The sequence below is a fragment of the Halorubrum sp. SD690R genome (assembly GCF_005435035.1).
In the GTDB taxonomy this organism is placed as follows: Archaea; Halobacteriota; Halobacteria; order Halobacteriales; family Haloferacaceae; genus Halorubrum; species Halorubrum ezzemoulense.
On sequence record NZ_SGTV01000004.1, the window covers coordinates 11,395 to 32,945 of the forward strand.

Here is a 21,551-nt window from a genome sequence, read left to right on the forward strand (position 1 = left end):
GCGCGTGAACCGCCGGCCGCCCGCAGTACGAACGAAACGAACGTCGAGACCACTTATTAACTGACTTCCGAATCGGAATACGTGCCGGATCCCCGGTGTGTGTATTACCTCCTTAAGGTGTATTGACACCGCCGCAGTCATGCGATCTACTGCTCTTCGCCTCTTCGGCTCCGAACTGCCGGTCCGCACCGATTTTGCGATTGTCCAAACGGTTAAGTACTCGACTGTCTTGTCGTGAATCGATGACAGACATCACGGAGGCTTCGTCGGACACCCCGGCGGATCGAGTTCTTCCAGGGCACGATAGCTTCTAACGTCGATATCGGTCCTGTCAGGATCTTCGACACGACCCTGCGAGACGGAGAACAGTCACCACGGACATCGTTCAGCTACGACGAGAAACGCCGCATAGCGGCGACGCTAGACGACATGGACACCCACGTCATCGAGGCGGGGTTCCCGGTCAACTCGGACGCGGAGTTCGAGGCCGTCAGCGACATCGCCGCCGCGACGGACACCACCGTCTGCGGACTGGCCCGGGTCGTCGACGGCGACATCGACGCCGCCATCGACTCCGGCGTCGAGATGGTCCACGTGTTCGTCTCCACCAGTGATGTCCAGCTGGAGGACTCGATGCACGCGACCCGCGAGGAGGCGAAGGGGCGCGCGGTCGACGCGGTTGAGAAGGTGAAAGACGCCGGCGTCGAGTGTATGTTCTCGCCGATGGACGCCACTCGAACGGACCCGGACTACCTGATCGACATCGTCGAGGCCGTCTCCGACGCCGGCACCGACTGGATCAACATCCCCGACACCTGCGGCGTCGGGATGCCGACCAGCTTCGGCGAGACGGTGAACGCCGTCGTCGAGGCCACCGACGCCCGCGTCGATGTCCACACCCACGACGACTTCGGGATGGCCGCGGCCAACGCCGTCGCGGGCTTCGAGAACGGCGCGGAGCAGGCGCAGGTGTCGGTCAACGGCATCGGCGAGCGCGCCGGCAACGCCGCCTACGAGGAGGTCGTCATGGCCGTCGAGTCGGTGTACGGCGTCGACACCGGCATCGACACGACCCAGATCACCAAGCTGGCCCGGATCGTCGAGGAGGCCTCGGACATCCCGGTGCCCGCGAACAAGCCGATCACCGGCCGGAACGCGTTCGCCCACGAGTCCGGCATCCACGCCGCGGGCGTCATCGAGAACGCCGACACGTTCGAGACCGGCGTGATGACTCCGGAGATGGTGGGCGCCGAGCGCGAGTTCGTGCTGGGCAAACACACCGGCACCCACAGCGTGCGCAAGCACTTGGTGGAGGCCGGCTTCGACCCGACCGACTCCGAGGTCCGGACGATCACGAAGCGGGTCAAGGAGTACGGCGCCGGCAAGCGGCAGGTGACCGCGGGCGACGTCGAGCGGTTCGCCGAGGAGGCGAACGTCACGCGCGAGGAGGAGGTCCGGGTCTGATGACCCACTCCCCGACCGGAGCGCCCCCCGAGCGACCGCGAGGGCGGTCGCGGGAGCAGTCCCGACGGCGTTCCGCTCCGGACGCCCGACAGGAATTTATACCCCGGCCGCGTTGCTTCGGGCGAGATGCGACGGCACACCGCGCTCGCGGAACGCGCTACCGCGTCCGGAGCCGTCGCGCCGATCATTGTAGGGGTATAAGCCCCTACATTACCTCTTCCTCACCGACGCGATGCGCCGCCGAACGTCGGCGGCCGAGCCGTTCTCGACGCGCGAAGCCGCGCCCCCGAGGGACGCGGCGCGGGCCCGCCCGTCGCGCGTTCGCAGCGACCCACACGACGACCCACCAGATGCCACACCAACCACGACAATGAGCGACACAGCAGCACAGCCGCGATCCGACGCGGACGAGTCGGACGACGGCTCGACGGCGGCCGCGACCGAGGAGCCGACCGAACCGGACGAACACCAGACGGCGGGGCCCGTCTCGACGGGCGCCGAGTCGGTCGTTGCCGCCCTCGAGGCCGCGGGCGCGAAGACCGCCTTCGGCGTTCAGGGCGGCGCGATCATGCCTGTCTACGACGCCCTGTACGACTCCTCCGTCCGGCACGTGACGATGGCTCACGAGCAGGGCGCCGCGCACGCAGCCGACGCGTACGGCGTCGTCGCGGGCGAACCCGGGCTCTGTATGGCCACGTCCGGCCCCGGCGCGACGAACCTCGTCACCGGCATCGCCGACGCCGACATGGACTCCGACGCGATGTTGGCGCTGACCGGGCAGGTGCCCACGGAGTTCGTCGGCAACGACGCGTTCCAGGAGACCGACACGGTCGGCGTCACGCGCCCGATCACGAAGCACAACTACTTCGCGAGCGGGGCCGACACCGTCGGCGACACCGTTGGCGAGGCGTTCGAGCTGTCGCGCGCGGGGCGCCCCGGGCCGACGCTCGTCGACCTCCCGAAGGACGTCACGCAGGACGAGACCGACCGGACGCCCGGTCCGGCGACGCCGCCCGCGGGGACCGACCCCGACCCGAACACCGATGCGGAGTCGGTCGAGGAGGCAGCGCGCGCCATCGAGGCCGCCGAGCGCCCCGTCTGTCTGTTCGGCGGCGGCGTCATCAAGGCGGACGCGAGCGACGAGGCGCGGACGTTCGCCCGGAGCTACGGGATCCCGGTGACGACGACGATGCCGGGGATCGGCTCGTTCCCCGAGGACGACGACCTCTGCCTCTCGTGGGCGGGGATGCACGGAACCGGCTACGCGAACCTGGCGATCACCCACACCGACTGCCTGATCGCGGTCGGCACTCGGTTCGACGACCGGCTCACGGGCGGGATCGACACGTTCGCGCCCGAGGCCGAGGTGATCCACGTCGACATCGACCCCGCGGAGATCTCGAAGAACGTCCACGCCGACTACCCGCTGATCGGCGACGCCGGGCGCGTCCTCGACCAGCTGACCGCCGCGGTCCGCGACGCGCCCGACGCCGAGGCGTGGCGCGACCGGTGCGACGAGTGGCGGGAGACGTACCCGCTCACGTACGCGACGCCCGAGGACGAGCCGCTGAAGCCCCAGTTCGTCGTCGAGGCGTTCGACGAGGCGACCGACGATGACACGATCGTCACGACCGGCGTCGGCCAGCATCAGATGTGGGCCTCGCAGTTCTGGACGTACACGGAGCCGCGGACGTGGGTCTCCTCCCACGGGCTGGGGACCATGGGGTACGGCGTGCCCGCCGCGGTCGGCGCGCGGGTCGCGGCCGACACGATGGGCGAGGAGGACCGCGACGTGGTGTGTTTCGACGGCGACGGCTCCTTCCTGATGACGATGCAGGAGCTGTCGGTCGCGGTCCGCGAGGAGCTCGACATCACGATCGCCGTGCTCAACAACGAGTACATCGGGATGGTTCGCCAGTGGCAGGACGCGTTCTACGAGGGCCGACACATGGCCTCCGACTACACGTGGATGCCCGAGTTCGACAAGCTCGCGGAGGCGTTCGGCGCGCTCGGTCTCCGCGTCGACGACTACGACGAGGTCGCGCCCGCGGTCGAGGAAGCCCTCGACTATGACGGGCCGGCCGTGGTCGACTTCCACGTCGACCCCGCGGAGAACGTCCTGCCGATGGTGCCGAGCGGCGGTGCGAACGGGAAGTTCGCGGCCGCGGAGGACCAGCTATGAGCGACGACACCGCGGCGTCCGACGGGGAGCCGCACACCGGGCGCGATGAGGCGTCCGCGGCGGCCGACGGCGGGTCGCCCGTCGCGCCCGGCGCCGACTCCCGGCCGCTCCCGGGCGAACAGCCCGGTCCGAACGAGCGCGACCACCCGGAGGGGCGCCGGAACCTCGAGGGGATCCGGATCGACCCCGTCGTCGAGGCCGAACACGAGTCGCACCGCGCCGTCATCTCGGCACTCGTCGAGGACGAGCCCGGCGTGCTGGCGCGCGTCTCCGGCCTCGTCTCCCGCCGCCAGTTCAACATCGAGAGCCTCACCGTGGGGCCGACGACCGTCGACGGTCACTCGCGGATCACCATGGTCGTCGAGGAGACGGACCCCGGGATCGACCAGATCGAAAAGCAGATGTCGAAGCTGAAGCCGGTCATCTCGGTCGGCGAGGTCGCCGGCGACGCGGTCACCTCGGAGCTCGTCCTGCTGAAGATCGAGGCCGACGACCCCGCGGCGGTCCACGCGGTCGCCGAGATGTACGACGGCCGGACAGTCGACGCCGGCCCCGAGACGATCACCGTCGAACTCACCGGCGACAAGGCGAGCATCGACAACGCGATCGGCGCGTTCGACCGGTTCGGTATCGTCGAGATCGCGCGGACGGGGCCGACAGCCCTCGCTCGCGGTAACACTCCCACGGCGCCCGGCGAGAAGCCCGGCACGGCCGCCGAACCGACCACGCACGACGACTGACACGCGACCACACAGGAACTCACAACGATACACATGACCGAAGACGACACGCAGACGTTCGACTCGACAGTATACTACGACGAAGACGCCGACGAGGAGGCGATCGCGCACAAGACGGTGGCCGTCCTCGGCTACGGCTCGCAGGGCCACGCGCACGCGCAGAACCTCGCCGACAGCGGGGTCGACGTGATCGTCGGCCTCCGCGAGAGCAGCTCCTCCCGGGCCGCCGCCGAAGGCGACGGGCTCCGCGTGGAGGCCCCCGCGGACGCCGTCGCCGCGGCCGACGTGGTGAGCGTCCTCGTCCCCGACACGGTTCAGCCGGACGTGTACGAGAACGCGATCGAACCGAACCTGGACGCGGGCGACACGCTCCAGTTCGCGCACGGGTTCAACATCCACTACAACCAGATCCAACCGCCCGAGGACGTCGACGTGACGATGGTCGCGCCGAAGTCGCCGGGCCACCTCGTGCGCCGCAACTACGAGAATGACCAGGGGACGCCCGGCCTGCTGGCGGTGTACCAGGACGCCACCGGCGACGCCCACGACGAGGGGCTCGCGTACGCGGCCGCGATCGGCTGTACCCGCGCCGGCGTCGTCGAGACGTCGTTCCGCGAGGAGACGGAGACCGACCTGTTCGGCGAGCAGGCGGTGCTCTGCGGCGGCGTCACCTCGCTGGTGAAACAGGGGTACGAGACGCTCGTCGACGCAGGGTACTCCCCCGAGATGGCGTACTTCGAGTGCCTCAACGAACTCAAACTCATCGTCGACCTGATGTACGAGGACGGGCTCGGCGGGATGTGGGACTCCGTCTCCGACACCGCCGAGTACGGCGGACTCACGCAGGGCGACGTGGTCGTCGACGAGCACGCCCGCGAGAACATGGAAGAGGTCTTGGAGAAGGTCCAGAACGGCCAGTTCGCCCGCGAGTGGATCGCGGAGAACCAGGCGGGCCGCCCCTCCTACACCCAGCTCCGCGAGGCGGAGAAGACCCACGAGATCGAGGCCGTCGGCGAGGAGCTGCGCGGCCTGTTCGCGTGGGAGGAGTCGGCCGGGGGCGACGAGGAGGAGGAGAGCGCCGAGGTGACCGCCTGATGGGCGTAGCGGTGAGCGGTCGGTCCTCCGACTGCGCGGCGGTCCGGGGTGACGCCCGATGAGCGAGGGAACGCTGTACGACAAGGTGTGGGAGCGCCACAAGGTGACGGAGCTGCCGAACGGGCAGGACCAGCTGTTCGTCGGGCTCCACCTCGTCCACGAGGTGACGAGCCCGCAGGCGTTCGGGATGCTGCGCGAGCGCGACCTCGACGTGGCGTACCCAGAGCGGACGTTCGCGACCACCGACCACATCGCGCCGACGGAGGCGGACAAGCGCGAGCGCCCGCTGGCCGACGACCAGGCCGAGGAGATGCTCTCGGCGCTCGAACGCAACACGAGCGAGAGCGGGATCACCTTCTTCGGATTCGACTCCGGGAAGCAGGGGATCACGCACGTCGTCGCCCCCGAACTCGGCCTCTCGCAGCCGGGGATGACGGTCGCGTGCGGCGACAGCCACACGGCGACCCACGGCGCGTTCGGCTCCATCGGCGTCGGCATCGGGACCAGCCAGATCCGCGACGTGCTCGCGACCGGCTGTATCGCCGCGGACAAGCAGAAGGTCCGCCGGATCGAAGTCGAGGGCGAGCTCGGCGAGGGCGTCTACGCCAAGGACGTGATCATGAAAGTGATCAAGGACCTCGGCGTCGACGGCGGCGTCGGCCACGTGTACGAGTACGGCGGCCCCGCAATCGAGGCGCTCGACATGGAGGGACGGCTCGCCGTCTGTAACATGTCCATCGAGGGCGGCGCCCGCGCGGGGTACATCAACCCCGACGAGACCACCTACGAGTACCTGCGGGGCCGCGAGTACGTCCCCGAGGGCGAGGCGTTCGAGGAGCGGAAGCGGTACTGGGAATCGATCGCCTCCGACGACGACGCCGAGTTCGACGACGTGGTCACGGTCGACGCCGACGGACTCGACCCGCTGGTCACGTGGGGGATCAACCCCGGGCAGGTGGTCGGGATCGACGAGCCGGTGCCGCACCCGGACGACTTCGAGGAGCGGACCGACCGGGAGGCCGCCGAGAAGGCGATCGACCACATGGGGGTCGAGCCCGGGCAGTCGATGCTCGGGTACGACGTCGACGTGGCGTTCCTCGGCACCTGTACGAACGGCCGCCTTTCGGACTTCAAGGAAGCGGCGCGGATCCTAGAGGACCACAGCGTCGACGAGGACGTGCGCGCGCTCGCCGTACCCGGCTCGGAGACGGTCCGCGCCCAGTGCGAGGAGCGCGGCATCGACCAGACGTTCATCGAGGCCGGCTTCCAGTGGCGGCGCGCCGGCTGCTCGATGTGCCTCGCGATGAACGACGACCAGCTCGGCGCCGGCGAGGTGTGTGCGTCATCGTCGAACCGCAACTTCGTCGGCCGGCAGGGCTCGAAGGAGGGGCGGACGGTGCTGATGAGCCCCGCGATGGTCGCGGCCGCGGCCGTCGAGGGCGAGGTCGTCGACGCGCGCGACTACCTGGACGACGGGCCGACCGGCGGCGCGGGCGGCATCGAGGAGGTGGCCGACTGATGGCCCCCGACGCCAACGCGGGCGACGACCAACACATCACCGAGGTCTCGGGTACGGGCGTCCCGATCCCCGGCGACGATGTCGACACCGACCAGATCCTGCCGGCGCAGTTCATGAAGGAGGTCACGTTCGACAACATGGCGGACTACCTCTTCTACGACGCCCGGCGCGACGAGGACGGGGAGTTCAACGACCACCCGCTCAACCGCTTCGAGGGCGCGTCGATCGCGGTCGTTAACTCCAACTTCGGCTGCGGCTCCTCCCGGGAGCACGCGCCGCAGGCGATGATGCGGTGGGGCGTCGACGGCGTCGTCGGCGAGTCCTACGCCGAGATCTTCCGCGACAACTGTAAGTCGCTCGGCATCCCCGCGGTCACCGCCGACCACGAGACCGTGGTCGAGCTCCAGGAGTGGATCGAGGCGAACCCCGACGGCGACATCGAGGTCGACGTGGAAGGGGAGACTGTCACTTATGGCGACACCGTCATCGACGTCGAGGTCGACGACGCGATGCGCGAGGCCTTGGTCGAAGGGATCTGGGACACGACCGCGCTGATGTACTCGAACCGGAGCAAGGTCGACGAGACTGTCGCCGACCTGCCGTACGTCGAGGGGGACGACTGAGCCGGATGACCGACGAGATCGTCGTCATCGAGGGCGACGGCATCGGCCGCGAGGTCGTGCCGGCCGCCGTCGAGGTGTTGGACGCGCTCGACCCCGACTTCGAGTTCGTCCGCGGGGACGCGGGCGACGCGACCCGGGACGCGACCGGCAAGGCGCTTCCCGACGAGACGTACGACCTGGTGGCCGACGCGGACGCGACGCTGTTCGGCGCGGCGGGCGAGACGGCCGCCGACGTGATCCTCCCGCTGCGCGAGGCGGTGGACTCGTTCGTCAACGTCCGGCCCGCGAAGGCGCTCCCGGGCGTCGACGCGCTCCGGCCGGAGACGGACGTGGTGTTCCTCCGCGAGAACACCGAGGGCGTCTACGCGGGCCACGAGGACCGCCTCTCGGAGGACCTCTCGACGCTGACACGCGTCGTCACGTCGTCGGCCTCGCGCGAGCTGGCCGAGTACGCCTGTGACTTTGTCGAGGACGGGCGCGGCCCCGCCGGGGACCCAGAGGAGGGGTTCACCGTCGCCCACAAGGCGAACGTGATGCGCGAGACGGACGGCCGGTTCCGCGACGAGGTCGCGGCGGTCGCAGACGAGCGCGGCGTCGACGCCGACGAGGAGCTGATGGACGCGTTCGCGACGAAGCTCCCGCTCGACCCGGGCCAGTACGGCGTGATCGTCTGCCCGAACCTCGCGGGCGACGTGCTCTCCGACCTCGCGGCCGGGCTCGTTGGCGGCCTCGGTCTGCTCCCGTCGGCGAACATCGGCCACGACAACGCGCTGTTCGAGCCGGTCCACGGCACGGCCCCGGACATCGCGGGCGAGGGGGTCGCCAACCCGACCGCGGCGGTCCTCTCGGCGGCCATGCTGCTCGAGTACCTCGGCCACGTCGAGGCGGGGCAGCGGGTCCGCGACGCGGTCGAGGGCGTCCTCTCCGACGGCCCGCGCACCGGCGACCTCGGCGGCTCGGCGACGACCGACGAGGTCACCGCGGCGATCGTCGACCGCCTGTAGGGTGCGTCTCGCCGCCGGTTCCGCGCGATCGACGGCTCGTTTTCGACCGCGGCCAAACCACAAGACAAGAAACCCTGCGGCTCCTCCAACCGCGTATGAGCAACTACGAAGTCGCGATGGAAGCCGCCTGGTTGGTCCGTGACGTCGAGGAGACCGACGACGCCATCGGCGTCGCGGTCAGCGAAGCCGGCAAGCGACTCAACGAGACGGACAAGCAGTACGTCGAGGTCGAGCCCGGCGTCACCGGCTGTCCGGCCTGCGGCGAGCCGTTCGACGCCGCGTTCCTCGCGGCGAACACGGCCCTCGTAGGGCTGCTCCTAGAGATCGACGTGTTCAACGCCGACAGCGAGGAGCACGCGGAACGGATCGCGAAAAGCGAGGTCGGCGGCGCCCTCCGCGACGTTCCCCTCGAAGTCATCGACGTCTTCGAGACCGACGCGGACGAGGACGAAGAGCCGGAGCGATAGGCACGGACGCGGGGCGTCGGGCGGATCTGCCGGGAGCGATCCCGGTGCCCGGTCGGTGCCGAAAGCTTTTCTAATAACCCTAAGTAATTAGCTGGCATGGAACTGCCGACGCCACAGGACCTCCGCGAGCGCCGGACCGCGCTGGAGCTGACCCAGAGCGAACTCGCCGACGCCGCGGACGTCTCCCAGCCACTCATCGCGCGGATCGAGGGCGGCGACGTCGACCCGCGGCTCTCGACGCTGCGCCGGATCGTCAACGCCCTCCAAGAGGCGGAGGGCGAGGTCGTGCGCGCGGCCGACCTGATGAACGAGACCGTGATCAGCGTCGCGCCCGACGACGCCGTGGGCGAGGCGGTCGATCTGATGGAGGCCGAGGCGTACTCGCAGCTCCCCGTTCTCCAGAACGGCGTGCCCGTCGGGTCGATCAGCCAGGGCGACGTGGTCCACGCCGGCGAGAACGTCGGCGACCACCCGGTCAGCGAGGTGATGAGCGAGTCGTTCCCGACGGTCGCGCCGTCGGCGACCGTCGACGAGGTCCGGAACCTCCTCGACCACTACAAGGCGGTGATGGTCACCGACGGCGGGGAGACGGTCGGAATCATCACGGAGGCGGACATTGCGGCGCAGTTGTCGCAGTAGCTCACTCCTCGCGCCGCTCCGACAGTCGCTCCCAGATCTCCGTACACCCCGCGCCGTCCGGCACGTCCTCGACGTGCGCCGACTCTTCGGCCCGCCCGTCCCCGTCGTCCTCGGAGCCGTCGGCTTCGGTCCCGCTCTCTTCCTCCGATACGGCCCCGTCCGTCATTGACTCGGCCTACGCGGTGGCCGGTCATAACGGGTCAGTCGGCGGCACGCCCCGCCGCCGCTCCGCGGCGGCCGCAACGATCGCCGGTACCTCGGACGCGACCGCTCACAACTCCAGCCCGCGGATCGCGACGCTCGCCCCGTCGTCGCCTCCGGCGTCCGCCGCGCCGTCCTCGACGCGGCCGATCACGCGACCGTCGGTCGCGTCGGCCAGCGCGTCCGCGGCGTCGGCGTCGACCGCGGCGACGAACCCCGTCCCCATGTTGAACGTGCGGTACATCTCCCCGTCGGAGACGTTCCCCTCGGACCGGACGAACTCGAAGACGGGCTGCGGGTCGAACGCGTCGTCGACGACGTAGCGGTGATCGCCGAGGCGGTCGAGGTTCGTCCAGCCGCCGCCCGTCACGTGGGCGGCGCCGCGGACGCCGTGGTCGCGCATCGGGTCGAGCAGGTCGGTGTATATCGCGGTCGGTTCGAGCAGCGCGTTGCCGAGCGTCTCGTAGTCGCCGAACGGGCAGGGGTCCGCGTAGGCGTGGTCGCGCGTGACGGCCTCGCGCGCCAGCGTGAGCCCGTTCGAGTGGATTCCCGACGAGCGCCAGCCGACGAGCGCGTCGCCCGGCTCCGCGCGGCCGTCGAACACGCCGCCCTTCGCGGCGAGGCCCGCGCACGTACCGGCCAGGTCGAGCCCGCGGACGACATCCGGCATCACGGCCGTTTCGCCGCCGACGAGTTCGATGTCCGCCAGCTCGGCGCCGCGAGCGAGCCCCTCGCCGACCTGCTCGGCGAACCGCTCGTCCGGCTCGTCGACGGCGAGGTAGTCGACGAACGCGACGGGGCGGACCCCGGCCGCGACGAGGTCGTTGACGTTCATCGCGATACAGTCGATACCGACCGTGGAGTAGTCGCCGAGCGCCTCCGCGACGAGGAGCTTCGTCCCGACGCCGTCGGTCGCGAGCGCGAGGTAGCGGTCGCCGATATCGAGGAGGCCCGCGTAGTCGCTCCCCGAGCCGTCCGCGTCGGAGTCCGAGCCGACCGCGCCGATCAGCGCGGCGGTGGCGGCCTCGCTCGCGTCGATATCGACGCCCGCGTCCGCGTAGGTGAGTTCGTCGTCGCCGTCCGGTCCCCCGCCGCCGCTCCCGTCGCCCTCGGTCATGTGTGTGGAGGCACGCCGGCGGAGCAAAAACGCACCGTTCCGGGCGAAGCCGCCGGACGCGCGGCGGTCGCCCGACCGCGGCTCAGAACGGGCCGCCGAAGCCGAGCCCGACGACGAAGACGAGCCCGACGGCGAGCAGGACCGAGGGGACGAAGACGGCCGCCCAGACCGGCTTGCTCCACGATAGCACCGTCTTCCCGTCGAGCGGGCCGTACGGGACGAGGTTGAACGCCGCGAGAAACGCGTTGATCGCGATGCCGCGCGCGCCGAGGATCGTCACGAGCTCGCTGCCGAGGAGCCCGCCGAGCGCGAACAGCGGGAAGAACACGGCCATCAGCCCGAGATTCACGGCCGGGCCGGCGAGCGCGATATGCCCGTGCTCCCGCGGCGTCAGCCGCCCGCGGTGGTGGACGGCGCCGGGCGCGGCGAAGATGAACCCGAGGAGCGAGCTCATCACGGCAAGGAACAGCATGCTGTTGTCCGCGCGGAACTCCGCGACTTGGTCGTAGTGGACCGCGACGACCTTGTGCGCGACCTCGTGGAGGAGGAAGGCGACCCCAGCGGTCGCGAGCCCGACGAACAGCGGCGGGATCACGCCCGCGGCGAGGATGCGACCGATCCCGGCCGAGCCGCCGACGAAGAACAGGGTGAACGCCACGCCCAAGGCGAGCCACGCGACGAGCAGGTCGCGGAGCTCCGCGCCGCTGAAGTAGAGCCCCGCGATTCGCCGCCCCGAGAACGTCGCGCCGCCGCTCATGCGATTCCCCCCACGGCGCCGCGCACGAGGTCGGCGCCGTTGACCGCGCCCTCGACGAGCAGCCGCCCGACCTCGTCGACGCCGCCGACCTCGGCGCCGAACATCGCCGGGATGACGTACGCCGCGAAGAGGAAGCTCGCGACGATGCTACCGACGTTCGTCATCGCGACGACGACGATGAGCCGGAACAGCGGCACGTCGAGCATCGCGGAGACTAACTCGCCGACCGACCGCGTCTCGTCGCCGAGCAGGTCGTTGAGCGCGCCGATGTCCGCCACGTTCACGGTCAGGCTCCGCAGTTCGACGTAGCCGGTGAACCAGCCGGGCGCGAGCAGCGGGTTGATCGAGGTCATCCACGCGACGGCGCCGCCGACGCCCGCCGAGAGCCAGCGTGCGCCGGCGACCTTCGCGAAGGCGAAGGCGAAGACGCCGTTGATCAGGAACCACGCGCCGAACAGCCGGAGCAGGAACGCGTTGCCGGCGCCGCCGAGCGCCAGCAGGAGGAAGAAGCCGACGAAGCCGACGGTGATCGCGTAGCCGATCGCCTTCTTCCAGGGGAGCCCGCGTCCCGATTCCTCGCCGACCAAGTCGTCCATCGCCGGGAGGGTCGCGGGCTCGGCGAGGTATCGCTCGATCCCCGCCTGGTGGCCCGCGCCGACGACGGCGACCACGTCGTGCCCGGCCTCGCGGAGCGCGACGAGCCGGTGGGCGATGAACGCGTCGCGCTCGTCGATGAGCGCCTCCGCGCCGCCCGGGGAGAACTGCCGGAACTCCTCCATCATCATCGTCACCACGTCCGTGTCGGTGAGGTCCGCGGCGTCCAGCTCCTCGATACCCCCGGCCTCCGGGTCCACCTCGCCGCCGCCGAACCCGCTGACCGCGATCGCGAGGACGGCGCCGACGACGAGACCGAGGCCGATCCCGATCCCGAAGCCCCCGATCGCCGCAACGGGGAACCCGCCGAGGTACGCCGAGACGGGTCCGTTCGCGGCCCCGGTGACCCCGGCGGCGACGCCGGTCGACAGCCCGGTGCCGACCGCGGCGTAGAGCCGCTGGTCCGGAGAGAGCGCGAGCGAGCCGACCTGGTCGACGGCGATCCCGACGCCGAGCGCGACGAGGACGCCCGCGGCGACGCTCGTCAGGATCGCGTCGGTGATCCCGACGGCGCCGCCGAAGAGGCCGATGGCCGGCCCGGCGAGGATCCCGACCAGGAGCCCGCCGATCGCGCCGGCGACCCGCGGGTCGCTGACGCCGAACGCGAGCCCGCCGACGAGCCGGAGCTTCTCCGTGATCGTCATGCGGGCCCAGAAGCGTTGGATCGTGGTCTGGATGTCGCGGTCGACCAAGGCGACGTCGATGCCGAGCGACTCGGCGATGTCAACGGCGGCCTTCATATCGGCGCCCGGCTCGATATCGAACCGCTCGCCGAGCTGGGTCTGGACGTACGAGAGCATCCAGTACGCCAGGAACTGGAACACCGTGTTCCCCCTGAGCAGGTCGCCGGCGTCGAGGTCGTCGGGCGTCTCGCCGTTCATCTGGCGGTAGCGCCCCTCGTCGAGCTCGACCGCGACGACGTCGGGGCGTTCCCGCTCTATCGTCTCCTCGACCTCGTCGACGGAGCGCTCCGACACGTGCGCGGTCCCGACGACCGTCACGCTCCCCTCGCCGTCGGCGGCGGGTCCGCCGCCCGGCTCCCGGTCGAGGTCGCCGCCGTCGGTGCGCGGCGGTCTGTCGGTCGACGGGGGTGCCTCGTCGTCGGTCCCCCGTGACGTCTCTGTCATCACCCGACGTACTCGGTCACCGCGTTTAGGGTTTGTGCGTCGGTCCCGGCTCCCGCTCGGGCGGGGTCGACCCGTCCCCAACGATCCAACAAGTTTGTATCCTCACGCGCCACAGGATGTCGTATGTCCCGGCTGTTGCCCTCCCTGCCGGACGCGACGCCAGAGGAGCGCGAGCCCCGGGTCGTCGGCGTCGACGACGACGAGGCCGACGACCTCATCGCGGCCCTCGGCTCCGAGACGGCGCGCGCGATCCTCTCGACGCTCCACGACCGCCCGGCGACGAAGTCGGAGATCGCCGACGAGGTCGACACCTCGCTCCAGAACGTCCAGTACCACCTCTCCCGGCTCGACGAGGCCGACCTCGTGGAGGTGGTCGACACTGCCTACTCGGAGAAGGGCCGCGAGATGGACGTGTACGCCGCAGCGGACGAGCCGCTCGTGCTGTTCGCTGGCGGCTCCGAGGAGTCGACGGGGATCAAGACCGCGCTCATGCGTCTGCTCGGCGGGTACGGGATCATCGGACTCGCCGCGGTCGCCGCCCAGCGGCTCCTCGCAGTCGGCTCGCTCGCGGACCCGCGGACGAGCGCCTCGGGCGGTGACGACGTTGGGACGGCCAGCACCGACGGCCCCTCGATAGAGAGCGTCCCCGACCAGAACACCGCCGCCGACGGCGCCGACAGTGCGGTCGACCTCGTCGGCCGCCCGCTCGCGGAGTACGCGGTCTCGCTCGTCGAGCCGGGGGTCGTCTTCTTCGTCGCCGCCGCGCTCGTCTTCACGCTGGCGTGGGCGTACTGGTACCGAGCGTCGAGCTAGGGCGGCGGGGGTCGCGGACCGAACGGGACGCGCGTGGGACAGCTATTCAAGCGGCCGTCACCACGTTCCGATATGGAACACGAAGCCGAGGTCGTCGGGGTCGGTGCGGGGTCTGCGCCGAGCGGCGACGTCCCGGCGGTGATCCTCTCCGCGCGCGACGAGTACGTCCCGATATTCGTCAGCGGCGACCAGGCCCGATCGATCGGTATGGCGCTGGAGGGCGAACCGTTCGACCGACCGCTCACGCACGACCTGCTCGTTGACATCCTCACGGAGTTCGGCGGCGCCATCGACCGCGTCCGCGTCGACGACCTCCGCGACGGCACCTTCTACGCGAAGGTCGACGCCGAGCGCTACGAGGAGGGCGAGCCGGAGCGGTTCGTCTTCGACGCCCGTCCCTCCGACGCGCTCGCGCTCGCCGTGCGCCTCGACTGTCCGATCGTCGTCACCGACGAGGTGATAGACGAAGCGGGGCGACCGCCCGACTCGGTCCAGTTTAGCGGCGACGGCGACCCATCGGAGGAGCGCTGAGCCCGGGGCCCCGGACTCGGCGGGCGGCGGGCCCGCGCCGAAGCCCGTCGTTCAAGTTGCCGCATCTCCCACCACGGGCATGGACGAGACCGCGACGCTCGCCTCCTCGCACACGGAGATGACGGAGATGCTCCTCCCGAACGACACGAACAACCTCGGCCGGGCGCTCGGGGGCGCCGTGCTCCACTGGATGGACATCTGCGGCGCCATCGCCGGCATGCGGTTCTCGAACCGACAGGTGGTCACCGCCTCGATGGACCACGTCGACTTCATCTCCCCGATCGAGATGGGCGAGGTCGCGATCGTCGAGGGATACGTGTTCAACACCGGCCGGACGAGCGTCGACGTGAAGGTCGACGTGCGCGCGGAGAATCCCCGCACGGACGAGACGCGCCGGACCACCACCTCCTACTTCACGTTCGTCGCGCTCGACGACGACGGGCGCCCCACGCCGGTCCCCGACCTCGACTGTCCGACCGCCGACGAGGAAGCGCTCCGCGAGGACGCTATGAACGGGCGCGAGGAGCAGCTGCGACAGGTCGTGAACCGGTACGACCTCTGACCGCGCAGACCGACACGACCTCCAGCCCCGTGAACCGGCACGACCGCCGACCGCACGGCCCGTTACTCTCCCGAGCCCGCGACGACCTCGACGGTCGCGTCCGGGTCGGCGGCGGCCGCGACCGCGGCCTCGTGCGCCGCCAGCGCGCGCTCCGCGAGGCCGTCGAGCGCGTCGCGGTCGGGTCCGCTCACCTCGGCCGCCTCGGACCCGTCGCCTGCCGCGAGGTGACTCGGACAGTCGCAGTCGGAGGCGCCGAACCCGTCTACCGGGCCGGCGGGTAGGCGCTCCGCGACCGGACACTCGACGTCGACGCCGAGGCTCCGCACGACGCGGTCGATCCGCGCGGCCGGGTGACCGAGCAGGTAGTCGACGTGCCAGTGGCGGACGTCGTGGTCGCCCCGCGCCGTCCGCCGGTGCCTGTCGACCCGCGAGAACCCGCCGGCGCCGAGCGCGCTGCCCGTGTACGCGTACGCGCCGGCCGGGAGACGGTGTTCGCCGAGCGCGCCCGCCGACAGCGTGGCGTCGGCCGCGAGGGCGACGATGAGGGTGTAGCTGCCGCCGTCGGCGTCGGTCATCCGTCCCCCGCCGGCCGCGACCCGGTCCCGGTCGCGCTCACGACAGCGCGGTCGGCGCCTCGTCGGCGGCCGCCCGGAGCGACCCGACCATCTCGCCCGCGTCGTCGTCCAGTCGGTAGGTGTCGTGGACGTCCGCGGGGTCGCGGCCCCGGCCGGACAGCGTCCCGACGACGTCGGCGATGCGGTCGTAGTTGTCGCGCACGAGCCCGCCGACGATGCCCGGCGTTCCCGCGCGGTCGGCCAGCTCCTCGGCGGCCGACCGCCCCGCGTACACCCGCCGCTCGACCGGGTCGACGAGCACCATCGCGAACGGGCGCGAGCCGAACTGCGCGTCGAGGAACGGACCGACCGGGTCGGCCTCCCACGGGACCGCGACGACGCCCTCGAGCCGGCGGAGCGCGACGGCGGCGACCGAGCAGTACGGGCAGTCGCCGTCGAAGATCAGCACCGGCGCGTCCGCGCCGTCCGGGTCAGTAGACATACGAAAACGTAGGGACTCGACCGGCTTAAGCGGCCGGTCGGACGAACTCGTTCGGGTGCCGGGGCGCGTCGGACCCGCTCAGTGCGAGTGGCCGAGCGCGTCTTCGAGCGACTGCCCGAACCGCTCCTCGAACAGCTCCGCGGCCGTCTCGTTCATCTCCGCGATGTCCTCGGGCACGTCGCCCTCGCTGTGGTGGACGATGACGTGCGCCTGCTGGGCCATCGCCTGGACGACGACGTCTGAGACCACGGCGGTCGCGGCCTCGCCCTGCTCGCTGAGCACGTCGACGAGGCCGGCGGGCAGTTCGAACGACTCCTCGTCACCGTCGGGACCGGTGACCGTGTAGGTTTCTGTCTCTCCCATATCCGTCGGTCGCGGCCGCGACATAAGGGTCTGTGGAAACCGGACGCGAGCCGCGCACGACCGCCGCCTGCGGCCTCCGAGCCCGCCGGTCCGACCCGTCAACCGTGCGACGAGATCGCCTTCACCGAGGAGCCGGAGCCGACGATGCTGCCGAGGTACACCGCGATGGCCGTGACGACGATCGACCCCCCGGAGGGGAGGCCGAGTCCGATCGAGACGGCGAAGCCGCCGATCACCGACAGCTGGCCGAAGATGACGGCGAGGTACATCGTCTCGCGGAAGCTCCGGGCCACCTGCGAGGCGGCCGCGACGGGGACGACGAGCATCGCCGCGACGAGGATGACGCCGAGCACCTGCATCGCGCCGACGACGACGACCGCGGTCAGCACGACGAGCAGGGTGTTGTAGCCGGTGACGTTCAGCTGGGCGACCCGCGCGGCCTGCTCGTCGAAGGTGATGAAGAGGAGCTGCTTGTACGTCAGCGCAACGCCCGCGACGACGATCAGCGAGAGCGCCCCCATGAGGCGCGCGCCCTCCGGCGTGACGACCGCGAGGTTCCCGAACAGGTACCCCTGGATGTTCACGCCGGTGAGCCCGTCGCCGTAGCTGATGATCAGGGTCCCGACCGCGAAGCTCCCGCTGAGCATGATCGCGATGGGTACGTCGCCGTACGCGTCGGTGCGCTCGGTGAGCCACTGGACCCCGAGCGCCCCGAGGATGCCGACCGCGAGCGCGACGAGCAGCAGCGAGCCGTTCCACCCCGTCGAGGAGGTGACGAGGATCCCGACGGCGACCCCGGCGAACGCGGTGTGCGCGAGCGTCTCGCCGATCAGCGCCATCTCGCGGTGGACGAGGAAGGAGCCGACGAGCGGGGCGACCACCCCGACGAGCACGCCAACCGCCATCGACTGCCACATGATCGGGTGTCGGAAGACGTTCGTCCCGAACGCGGCGTCCATCGCGCGCCCCATCGAGCGGAACGCGGCGTACAGCTCGCTCGCCACCGGCAGGTCCTGCGTCCAGTAGAGGAGGAGGAACGAGAGCATGACCGCCGCGACGACGCCCGTGAGCCCGATCCCGGCGAGCTCCGCGGTCCGGCGGAGTCCTCGTTCGCGGCCGGTCCGGTCCGGACGCGGACGCTCCCGCTCCCGGTCAGCCGGTGTCTCCCCGGTCATCAGTGGTGGTGGTGGACGACCTGTCCGGTCGCGCCGTACGCCTCCGCGAGGGCGTCGCTATCGACGAACGACTCCGTGTCCCCGTGGTGGTACAGCTCGGTGTTGATACAGGCGATGCGGTCCGCGCGGTCGGTGACGACGCCGATGTCGTGTTCGATGAGGATGATCGTAATCCCGTCTTCGTTGAGCTCGTCGAGGAGGGCGTAGAACGCGTCGCGCGACTCGGCGTCGACGCCGACCGTCGGCTCGTCGAGCGCGAGCAGGTCCGCGTCGCTCGCGAGGGCGCGAGCGATGTACGCTCGCTGCTTCTGCCCGCCGGACAGCTCCGAGACGAGCCGGTCGGCCAGGTCCCCGACCCCGACCGTCTCGATGGCGTCCGCGACGGCGGCGCGGTCGGCCGCGGAGAGCCGCCCTCGCCCGGCGTGCGCGAACCGCCCCATCGTGACGCACTCACGGACGGTGACGGGCATCGCGCCGCCGCGGCTCGTCGCCTTCTGGGAGACGTAGCCGATCCGGCCGCCGTCGTCGAACTCGTCGACCGGCCGGCCGAACAGCTCGACGGACCCCTCGTCGGGCTCGTGGAGGCCGAGCATGAGGTGGAGCAGCGTCGTCTTCCCGGAGCCGTTCGGTCCGACGAGCCCGAGGAAGTCGCCTTCCTCGACGGTGAGAGAGACGTCTCTCACGGCGACGGTGTCGCCGTAGGAGAACGTCACGCCGTCGAGGTCGACGATCGCGGTCACTTCGTGTGCCCCATCTGGACCGGCCGCACGTTTAGCTCTTTTACTCCGTCGCCGCGCCGCCGGGTCGGGGGGTCGCTCGGCGCGCCGGCGGCCGTGCCGGTCACTGCGCCCCGAACGCCCGCTCGAAGGCCGGGACGTTGATCTCGGTCATCTGTTCGAGGTAGCCGTACCCGGCGTCGTTCCACTCCCGCGTCGTCCCCCCGGCCGGCGTGACGGGGACCGCCTCCGTCGCGCCGCTGTTCTCGACGATCGACTCGGCAAGCCGCGGCGACTGGAACCGGTCGTACAGCACCACGTCGATCCCCTCCGCGTCGACGAGGTCGATCGTGTCGGCGATCTCCGACTGCGTCGGCTCGTTCTGCGGCGAGACGCCCACCGGCGAGCGGAGCCGGAACCCGTAGCGCGCCTCCAGGTACTGGAAAGAGTTGTGGCCCGCCAACACCGCCACGTCGCGCGCGGCGTCCTCGGCGATCGACCGGAAGGCGTCGTCGATCGCGTCCAGATCCGCGGCGTACGCCTCGGCGTTGGCGGCGTACGCCTCGGCGTTGTCCGGGTCCGCCTCGCCCAGCCCGGTCGCGATCGTGTCGACCATCTCGGCCGCGAGGACCGGGTCCGTCCAGACGTGGGGGTCGTACCGGGTCCCGTTGTCGTGGTCTCCCTCATCGTGGCCCTCCCCGTCGTGGTCCCCCTCGTCGTGGCCCTCCTCGTCGTGGCCCTCCTCGTCGTGGCTCTCCCCGTGAGAGTGGTTCCACTCGAGCAGATCGCCTTCGAGCCCGTCGAGCACGTCGACCGTAGCGACCGTGTCGTAGTCGCTCTCCAGCGTCGCCGCCAGGTCCTGCGCCCACGCGAACTCCGGACTGTCGAGGTAGACGAACGCGTCCGTCGCCGCGACGTCCGCCGCGAGGGTCCCGTCGGGCGTCCACCCGTGGCCGAGCTGGCCCACGTCGACCGGGTCCTCGAAGCTCGCGTTGTCGCCCGCGACCTCGTTGGCCCAGTCGTTGAGCGTGAAGAACGCGGCGTACCCAGAGTCGAACTCCTCGGAGCTGCCGCCCCCGTTCCCGGTACACCCCGCGAGCGACGCCGCCGTTCCCGCGACCGCCAACCCGGCACCGCGCCGCAGCACCGACCGCCGTGAGTGAGTCATACCGATCTGTAACGCGGATTAATAGAAAAAAGTTATTATTTCATAACTCAGTCTTAATAATCTCGCCCCCGAAACCGACCGTCGATTAACAACGCCGGAGTCGGAGCGGCGTCGGGCCCGGCGCGACGCCGCCTCATTCGGTGAGGTCGACGACCGCGGCGTCCGCGAGGTCGGCGAGCGTCTCGGGGTCGACCGCGAACACCGCGCTCGGTGTCCCGGCGGCGCCGTACACGGTGTCGTACTCGGCGAGCGTCGGGTCGAACACCGTCGGGAGCGCGGCGTCGTGGCCGATCGGCGGCACGCCGCCGATGCTCCAGCCGACGACCTCGCGGATGCGCCCCGGGTCGCCCATCTCGGCGTCGTCGGCGTCGAAGTGGTCAGCGACGGCGTCGAGGTCAAGCCGGTTCGCGCCGCTCGTGATCGCGGCGACGAGGCTTCCGTCTCGGTCGCCGCCGGAGAGCGAGACGACGATCGTCGACGCGATCGCGCCCGTCTCGCGGTCGAGCGCGTCGGCCGCCGCGGCCGCCGTCTCCGTGCCGGCGTCGAACTCCAGCACGTCGATTTCGACGCCGTACCGCTCCCGAGCCCGCCGTTCGAACTCCGCCGCGCGTGGGTGCATGCGATACGAGACCGCGCCCCGCGGACATCAACCTCTCGGAGGCGGTGAAACTGCGGCGACGGGCAGAGTCGCGGTCCGCGTCGTGGTCGGTGTCGCGAGCGCGGTCGGCGTTGCGGTCGCTCTCCGGGCGCGGTCGCCGGGCCGTCAGGACCCGTTACCGGGTCCGGAGTTCGTCTTTGTCCTTGATCACGCGGGCGTCGCCCTCGCCCGAGGTGACCTCGTTGACGAGGTCGTAGAGGTCGTTCTGGAGCCCGGCCGGGAAGGTGAGTACCCCAACCCAGGAGCCGTCGTTCTGCCACTCCTCGCGCTCAAGATCGCCGAACTCCCGGATCTGCGCCTGTCCGGACCCGGCGTAGTCGGCCGGGAGCTGGACCGCCATCGTCACCTCCTCGAACCGGATCGGGATCACCGGTCGCAGCGCGTCGAGCGCGTCGTCGACCTGGTTCTCTACCGCTTCCATCGGGTCGATCTGGAACCCGGCCTCATCCAGCGCGCGCTCGATCCGTTCGGGCGGGTGCGGCGAGTCGTCCATCTGCGGGTTCACGGCGTTGCGCGTGATGGTGGTCACCAGCTGATTGTGCTTCCGCTCTTGCATCTCCGCGCGCTGCTCGGCGGTGATCTGTATCTCCCCGCGATCGACGACCTCCGGAATGATCGAGAGCGGATCAGTGGTGCCGAAGACGGTCTCTAAATCCTCCTCTGCCGGTCGGTCGCCCCGCGAGGCGTTCTCGAAGACGTCCTCCGCGGCGATGACCTCCTCTAAGTCACCGTCGAACTCGCCGCGCTTGATCGCGAGCGCGGCGTCGGGGTCGATCAGGACCTCGAAGCGCTCCCCGTGTGACTCCAGTCGGGCCGTCACGGCCTCGTCGAGCGATATCATACCGGACGCTACCACCCCCGCGGGCAAAAAGCCTCCCGCCGCCGTCTTCGCCGCAATGAACCGCGGCGTCCGGTCGCGG

General features: G+C 70.6%; 24 protein-coding genes. 12 read left to right on the top strand and 12 right to left on the bottom strand.

Annotated features, from left to right (window positions below; translation table 11 throughout):
• Window positions 1-303 precede the first annotated feature (303 nt).
• The 9 genes from EXE41_RS03540 (at window position 304) to EXE41_RS03580 (ending at window position 9,733) form a co-directional block, all read left to right on the top strand.
• Window positions 304-1,464 (top strand): LeuA family protein, encoded by a 1,161-nt coding sequence (locus tag EXE41_RS03540; protein ID WP_179235213.1) that lies wholly within the window; start codon window positions 304-306, stop codon window positions 1,462-1,464.
• Between the two features lie 370 nt (window positions 1,465-1,834).
• Window positions 1,835-3,646, top strand: a complete 1,812-nt coding sequence (gene ilvB, locus EXE41_RS03545) for a biosynthetic-type acetolactate synthase large subunit (protein WP_137690307.1) — start codon at window positions 1,835-1,837, stop codon at window positions 3,644-3,646.
• Window positions 3,643-4,386 (top strand): acetolactate synthase small subunit, encoded by a 744-nt coding sequence (gene ilvN / locus EXE41_RS03550; RefSeq protein ID WP_137690308.1) that lies wholly within the window; start codon window positions 3,643-3,645, stop codon window positions 4,384-4,386. The genes ilvB and ilvN overlap by 4 nt, the downstream gene beginning before the upstream one ends.
• A 33-nt stretch (window positions 4,387-4,419) precedes the next feature.
• On the top strand, window positions 4,420-5,481 hold the full coding sequence (ilvC, locus tag EXE41_RS03555) for a ketol-acid reductoisomerase (RefSeq protein ID WP_137690309.1): 1,062 nt from the start codon (window positions 4,420-4,422) through the stop codon (window positions 5,479-5,481).
• A 58-nt stretch (window positions 5,482-5,539) separates the two neighbouring features.
• Window positions 5,540-7,000, top strand: a complete 1,461-nt coding sequence (leuC, locus tag EXE41_RS03560; RefSeq protein WP_137690310.1) for a 3-isopropylmalate dehydratase large subunit — start codon at window positions 5,540-5,542, stop codon at window positions 6,998-7,000.
• Window positions 7,000-7,623 carry a 3-isopropylmalate dehydratase small subunit gene (gene leuD / locus EXE41_RS03565; protein WP_049929874.1) on the top strand — a complete coding sequence of 208 codons (624 nt, stop codon included), beginning with the start codon at window positions 7,000-7,002 and terminating at the stop codon, window positions 7,621-7,623. The genes leuC and leuD overlap by 1 nt, the downstream gene beginning before the upstream one ends.
• 5 nt (window positions 7,624-7,628) lie before the next feature.
• A complete protein-coding gene (locus tag EXE41_RS03570; RefSeq protein WP_137690311.1) occupies window positions 7,629-8,627 on the top strand; it encodes an isocitrate/isopropylmalate family dehydrogenase in 999 nt (332 codons plus the stop codon).
• A gap of 95 nt (window positions 8,628-8,722) precedes the next feature.
• Window positions 8,723-9,094, top strand: coding sequence for a DUF555 domain-containing protein (locus EXE41_RS03575; protein ID WP_006113355.1), 372 nt, complete (start codon window positions 8,723-8,725; stop codon window positions 9,092-9,094).
• A gap of 96 nt (window positions 9,095-9,190) precedes the next feature.
• A complete protein-coding gene (locus EXE41_RS03580; protein ID WP_049929872.1) occupies window positions 9,191-9,733 on the top strand; it encodes a CBS domain-containing protein in 543 nt (180 codons plus the stop codon).
• A gap of 1 nt (window position 9,734) precedes the next feature.
• On the opposite strand, the gene EXE41_RS19205 is transcribed toward EXE41_RS03580, so the two are convergent.
• The 4 genes from EXE41_RS19205 to EXE41_RS03595 form a co-directional block, all read right to left on the bottom strand.
• The gene (locus EXE41_RS19205; RefSeq protein WP_169514826.1) at window positions 9,735-9,899 is read right to left on the bottom strand and encodes a hypothetical protein; all 165 of its coding nucleotides are present in this window, start codon (window positions 9,897-9,899) and stop codon (window positions 9,735-9,737) included.
• Window positions 9,900-10,004: 105 nt separating this feature from the next.
• On the bottom strand, window positions 10,005-11,051 hold the full coding sequence (purM, locus tag EXE41_RS03585) for a phosphoribosylformylglycinamidine cyclo-ligase (protein WP_137690312.1): 1,047 nt from the start codon (window positions 11,049-11,051) through the stop codon (window positions 10,005-10,007).
• An 82-nt stretch (window positions 11,052-11,133) separates the two neighbouring features.
• Window positions 11,134-11,808: a metalloprotease gene (locus tag EXE41_RS03590; RefSeq protein ID WP_086215691.1), complete on the bottom strand. Its 675-nt coding sequence runs from the start codon at window positions 11,806-11,808 to the stop codon at window positions 11,134-11,136.
• Entirely contained in the window at window positions 11,805-13,589 is a 1,785-nt protein-coding gene (locus EXE41_RS03595) for a TraB/GumN family protein (RefSeq protein WP_086215692.1), read from the bottom strand. The genes EXE41_RS03590 and EXE41_RS03595 overlap by 4 nt, the downstream gene beginning before the upstream one ends.
• A gap of 123 nt (window positions 13,590-13,712) precedes the next feature.
• On the opposite strand from EXE41_RS03595, the gene EXE41_RS03600 reads away from it, so the two are divergent.
• The 3 genes from EXE41_RS03600 to EXE41_RS03610 all read left to right on the top strand — a co-directional run bounded on the left by EXE41_RS03600 (window position 13,713) and on the right by EXE41_RS03610 (window position 15,495).
• Complete coding sequence (locus tag EXE41_RS03600) at window positions 13,713-14,402, top strand: winged helix-turn-helix domain-containing protein (protein WP_049929867.1); 690 nt, start codon at window positions 13,713-13,715, stop codon at window positions 14,400-14,402.
• A gap of 72 nt (window positions 14,403-14,474) precedes the next feature.
• Window positions 14,475-14,933 carry a bifunctional nuclease family protein gene (locus EXE41_RS03605; RefSeq protein WP_049929866.1) on the top strand — a complete coding sequence of 153 codons (459 nt, stop codon included), beginning with the start codon at window positions 14,475-14,477 and terminating at the stop codon, window positions 14,931-14,933.
• A gap of 79 nt (window positions 14,934-15,012) precedes the next feature.
• Window positions 15,013-15,495, top strand: coding sequence for an acyl-CoA thioesterase (locus EXE41_RS03610; RefSeq protein ID WP_049929865.1), 483 nt, complete (start codon window positions 15,013-15,015; stop codon window positions 15,493-15,495).
• Window positions 15,496-15,557: 62 nt separating this feature from the next.
• Here EXE41_RS03610 and EXE41_RS03615 read toward each other — a convergent pair whose 3' ends face one another.
• From EXE41_RS03615 to EXE41_RS03650, 8 genes are all read right to left on the bottom strand, one after another.
• On the bottom strand, window positions 15,558-16,070 hold the full coding sequence (locus tag EXE41_RS03615; protein WP_086215694.1) for a DUF123 domain-containing protein: 513 nt from the start codon (window positions 16,068-16,070) through the stop codon (window positions 15,558-15,560).
• Window positions 16,071-16,107: 37 nt separating this feature from the next.
• Complete coding sequence (locus EXE41_RS03620) at window positions 16,108-16,551, bottom strand: hypothetical protein (protein ID WP_049929861.1); 444 nt, start codon at window positions 16,549-16,551, stop codon at window positions 16,108-16,110.
• Between the two features lie 78 nt (window positions 16,552-16,629).
• Window positions 16,630-16,914: a hypothetical protein gene (locus tag EXE41_RS03625; protein ID WP_049929859.1), complete on the bottom strand. Its 285-nt coding sequence runs from the start codon at window positions 16,912-16,914 to the stop codon at window positions 16,630-16,632.
• Between the two features lie 98 nt (window positions 16,915-17,012).
• A complete protein-coding gene (locus EXE41_RS03630) occupies window positions 17,013-18,089 on the bottom strand; it encodes a metal ABC transporter permease (protein ID WP_049929856.1) in 1,077 nt (358 codons plus the stop codon).
• Window positions 18,089-18,829 (bottom strand): metal ABC transporter ATP-binding protein, encoded by a 741-nt coding sequence (locus EXE41_RS03635; RefSeq protein ID WP_049929854.1) that lies wholly within the window; start codon window positions 18,827-18,829, stop codon window positions 18,089-18,091. The genes EXE41_RS03630 and EXE41_RS03635 overlap by 1 nt, the downstream gene beginning before the upstream one ends.
• 100 nt (window positions 18,830-18,929) lie before the next feature.
• Entirely contained in the window at window positions 18,930-19,973 is a 1,044-nt protein-coding gene (locus tag EXE41_RS03640) for a metal ABC transporter solute-binding protein, Zn/Mn family (RefSeq protein WP_089307764.1), read from the bottom strand.
• A 133-nt stretch (window positions 19,974-20,106) separates the two neighbouring features.
• Complete coding sequence (locus tag EXE41_RS03645; RefSeq protein ID WP_094494938.1) at window positions 20,107-20,592, bottom strand: aminoacyl-tRNA deacylase; 486 nt, start codon at window positions 20,590-20,592, stop codon at window positions 20,107-20,109.
• Between the two features lie 154 nt (window positions 20,593-20,746).
• Window positions 20,747-21,472, bottom strand: coding sequence for a ribosome assembly factor SBDS (locus tag EXE41_RS03650; RefSeq protein ID WP_089307763.1), 726 nt, complete (start codon window positions 21,470-21,472; stop codon window positions 20,747-20,749).
• Window positions 21,473-21,551: the final 79 nt, after the last annotated feature.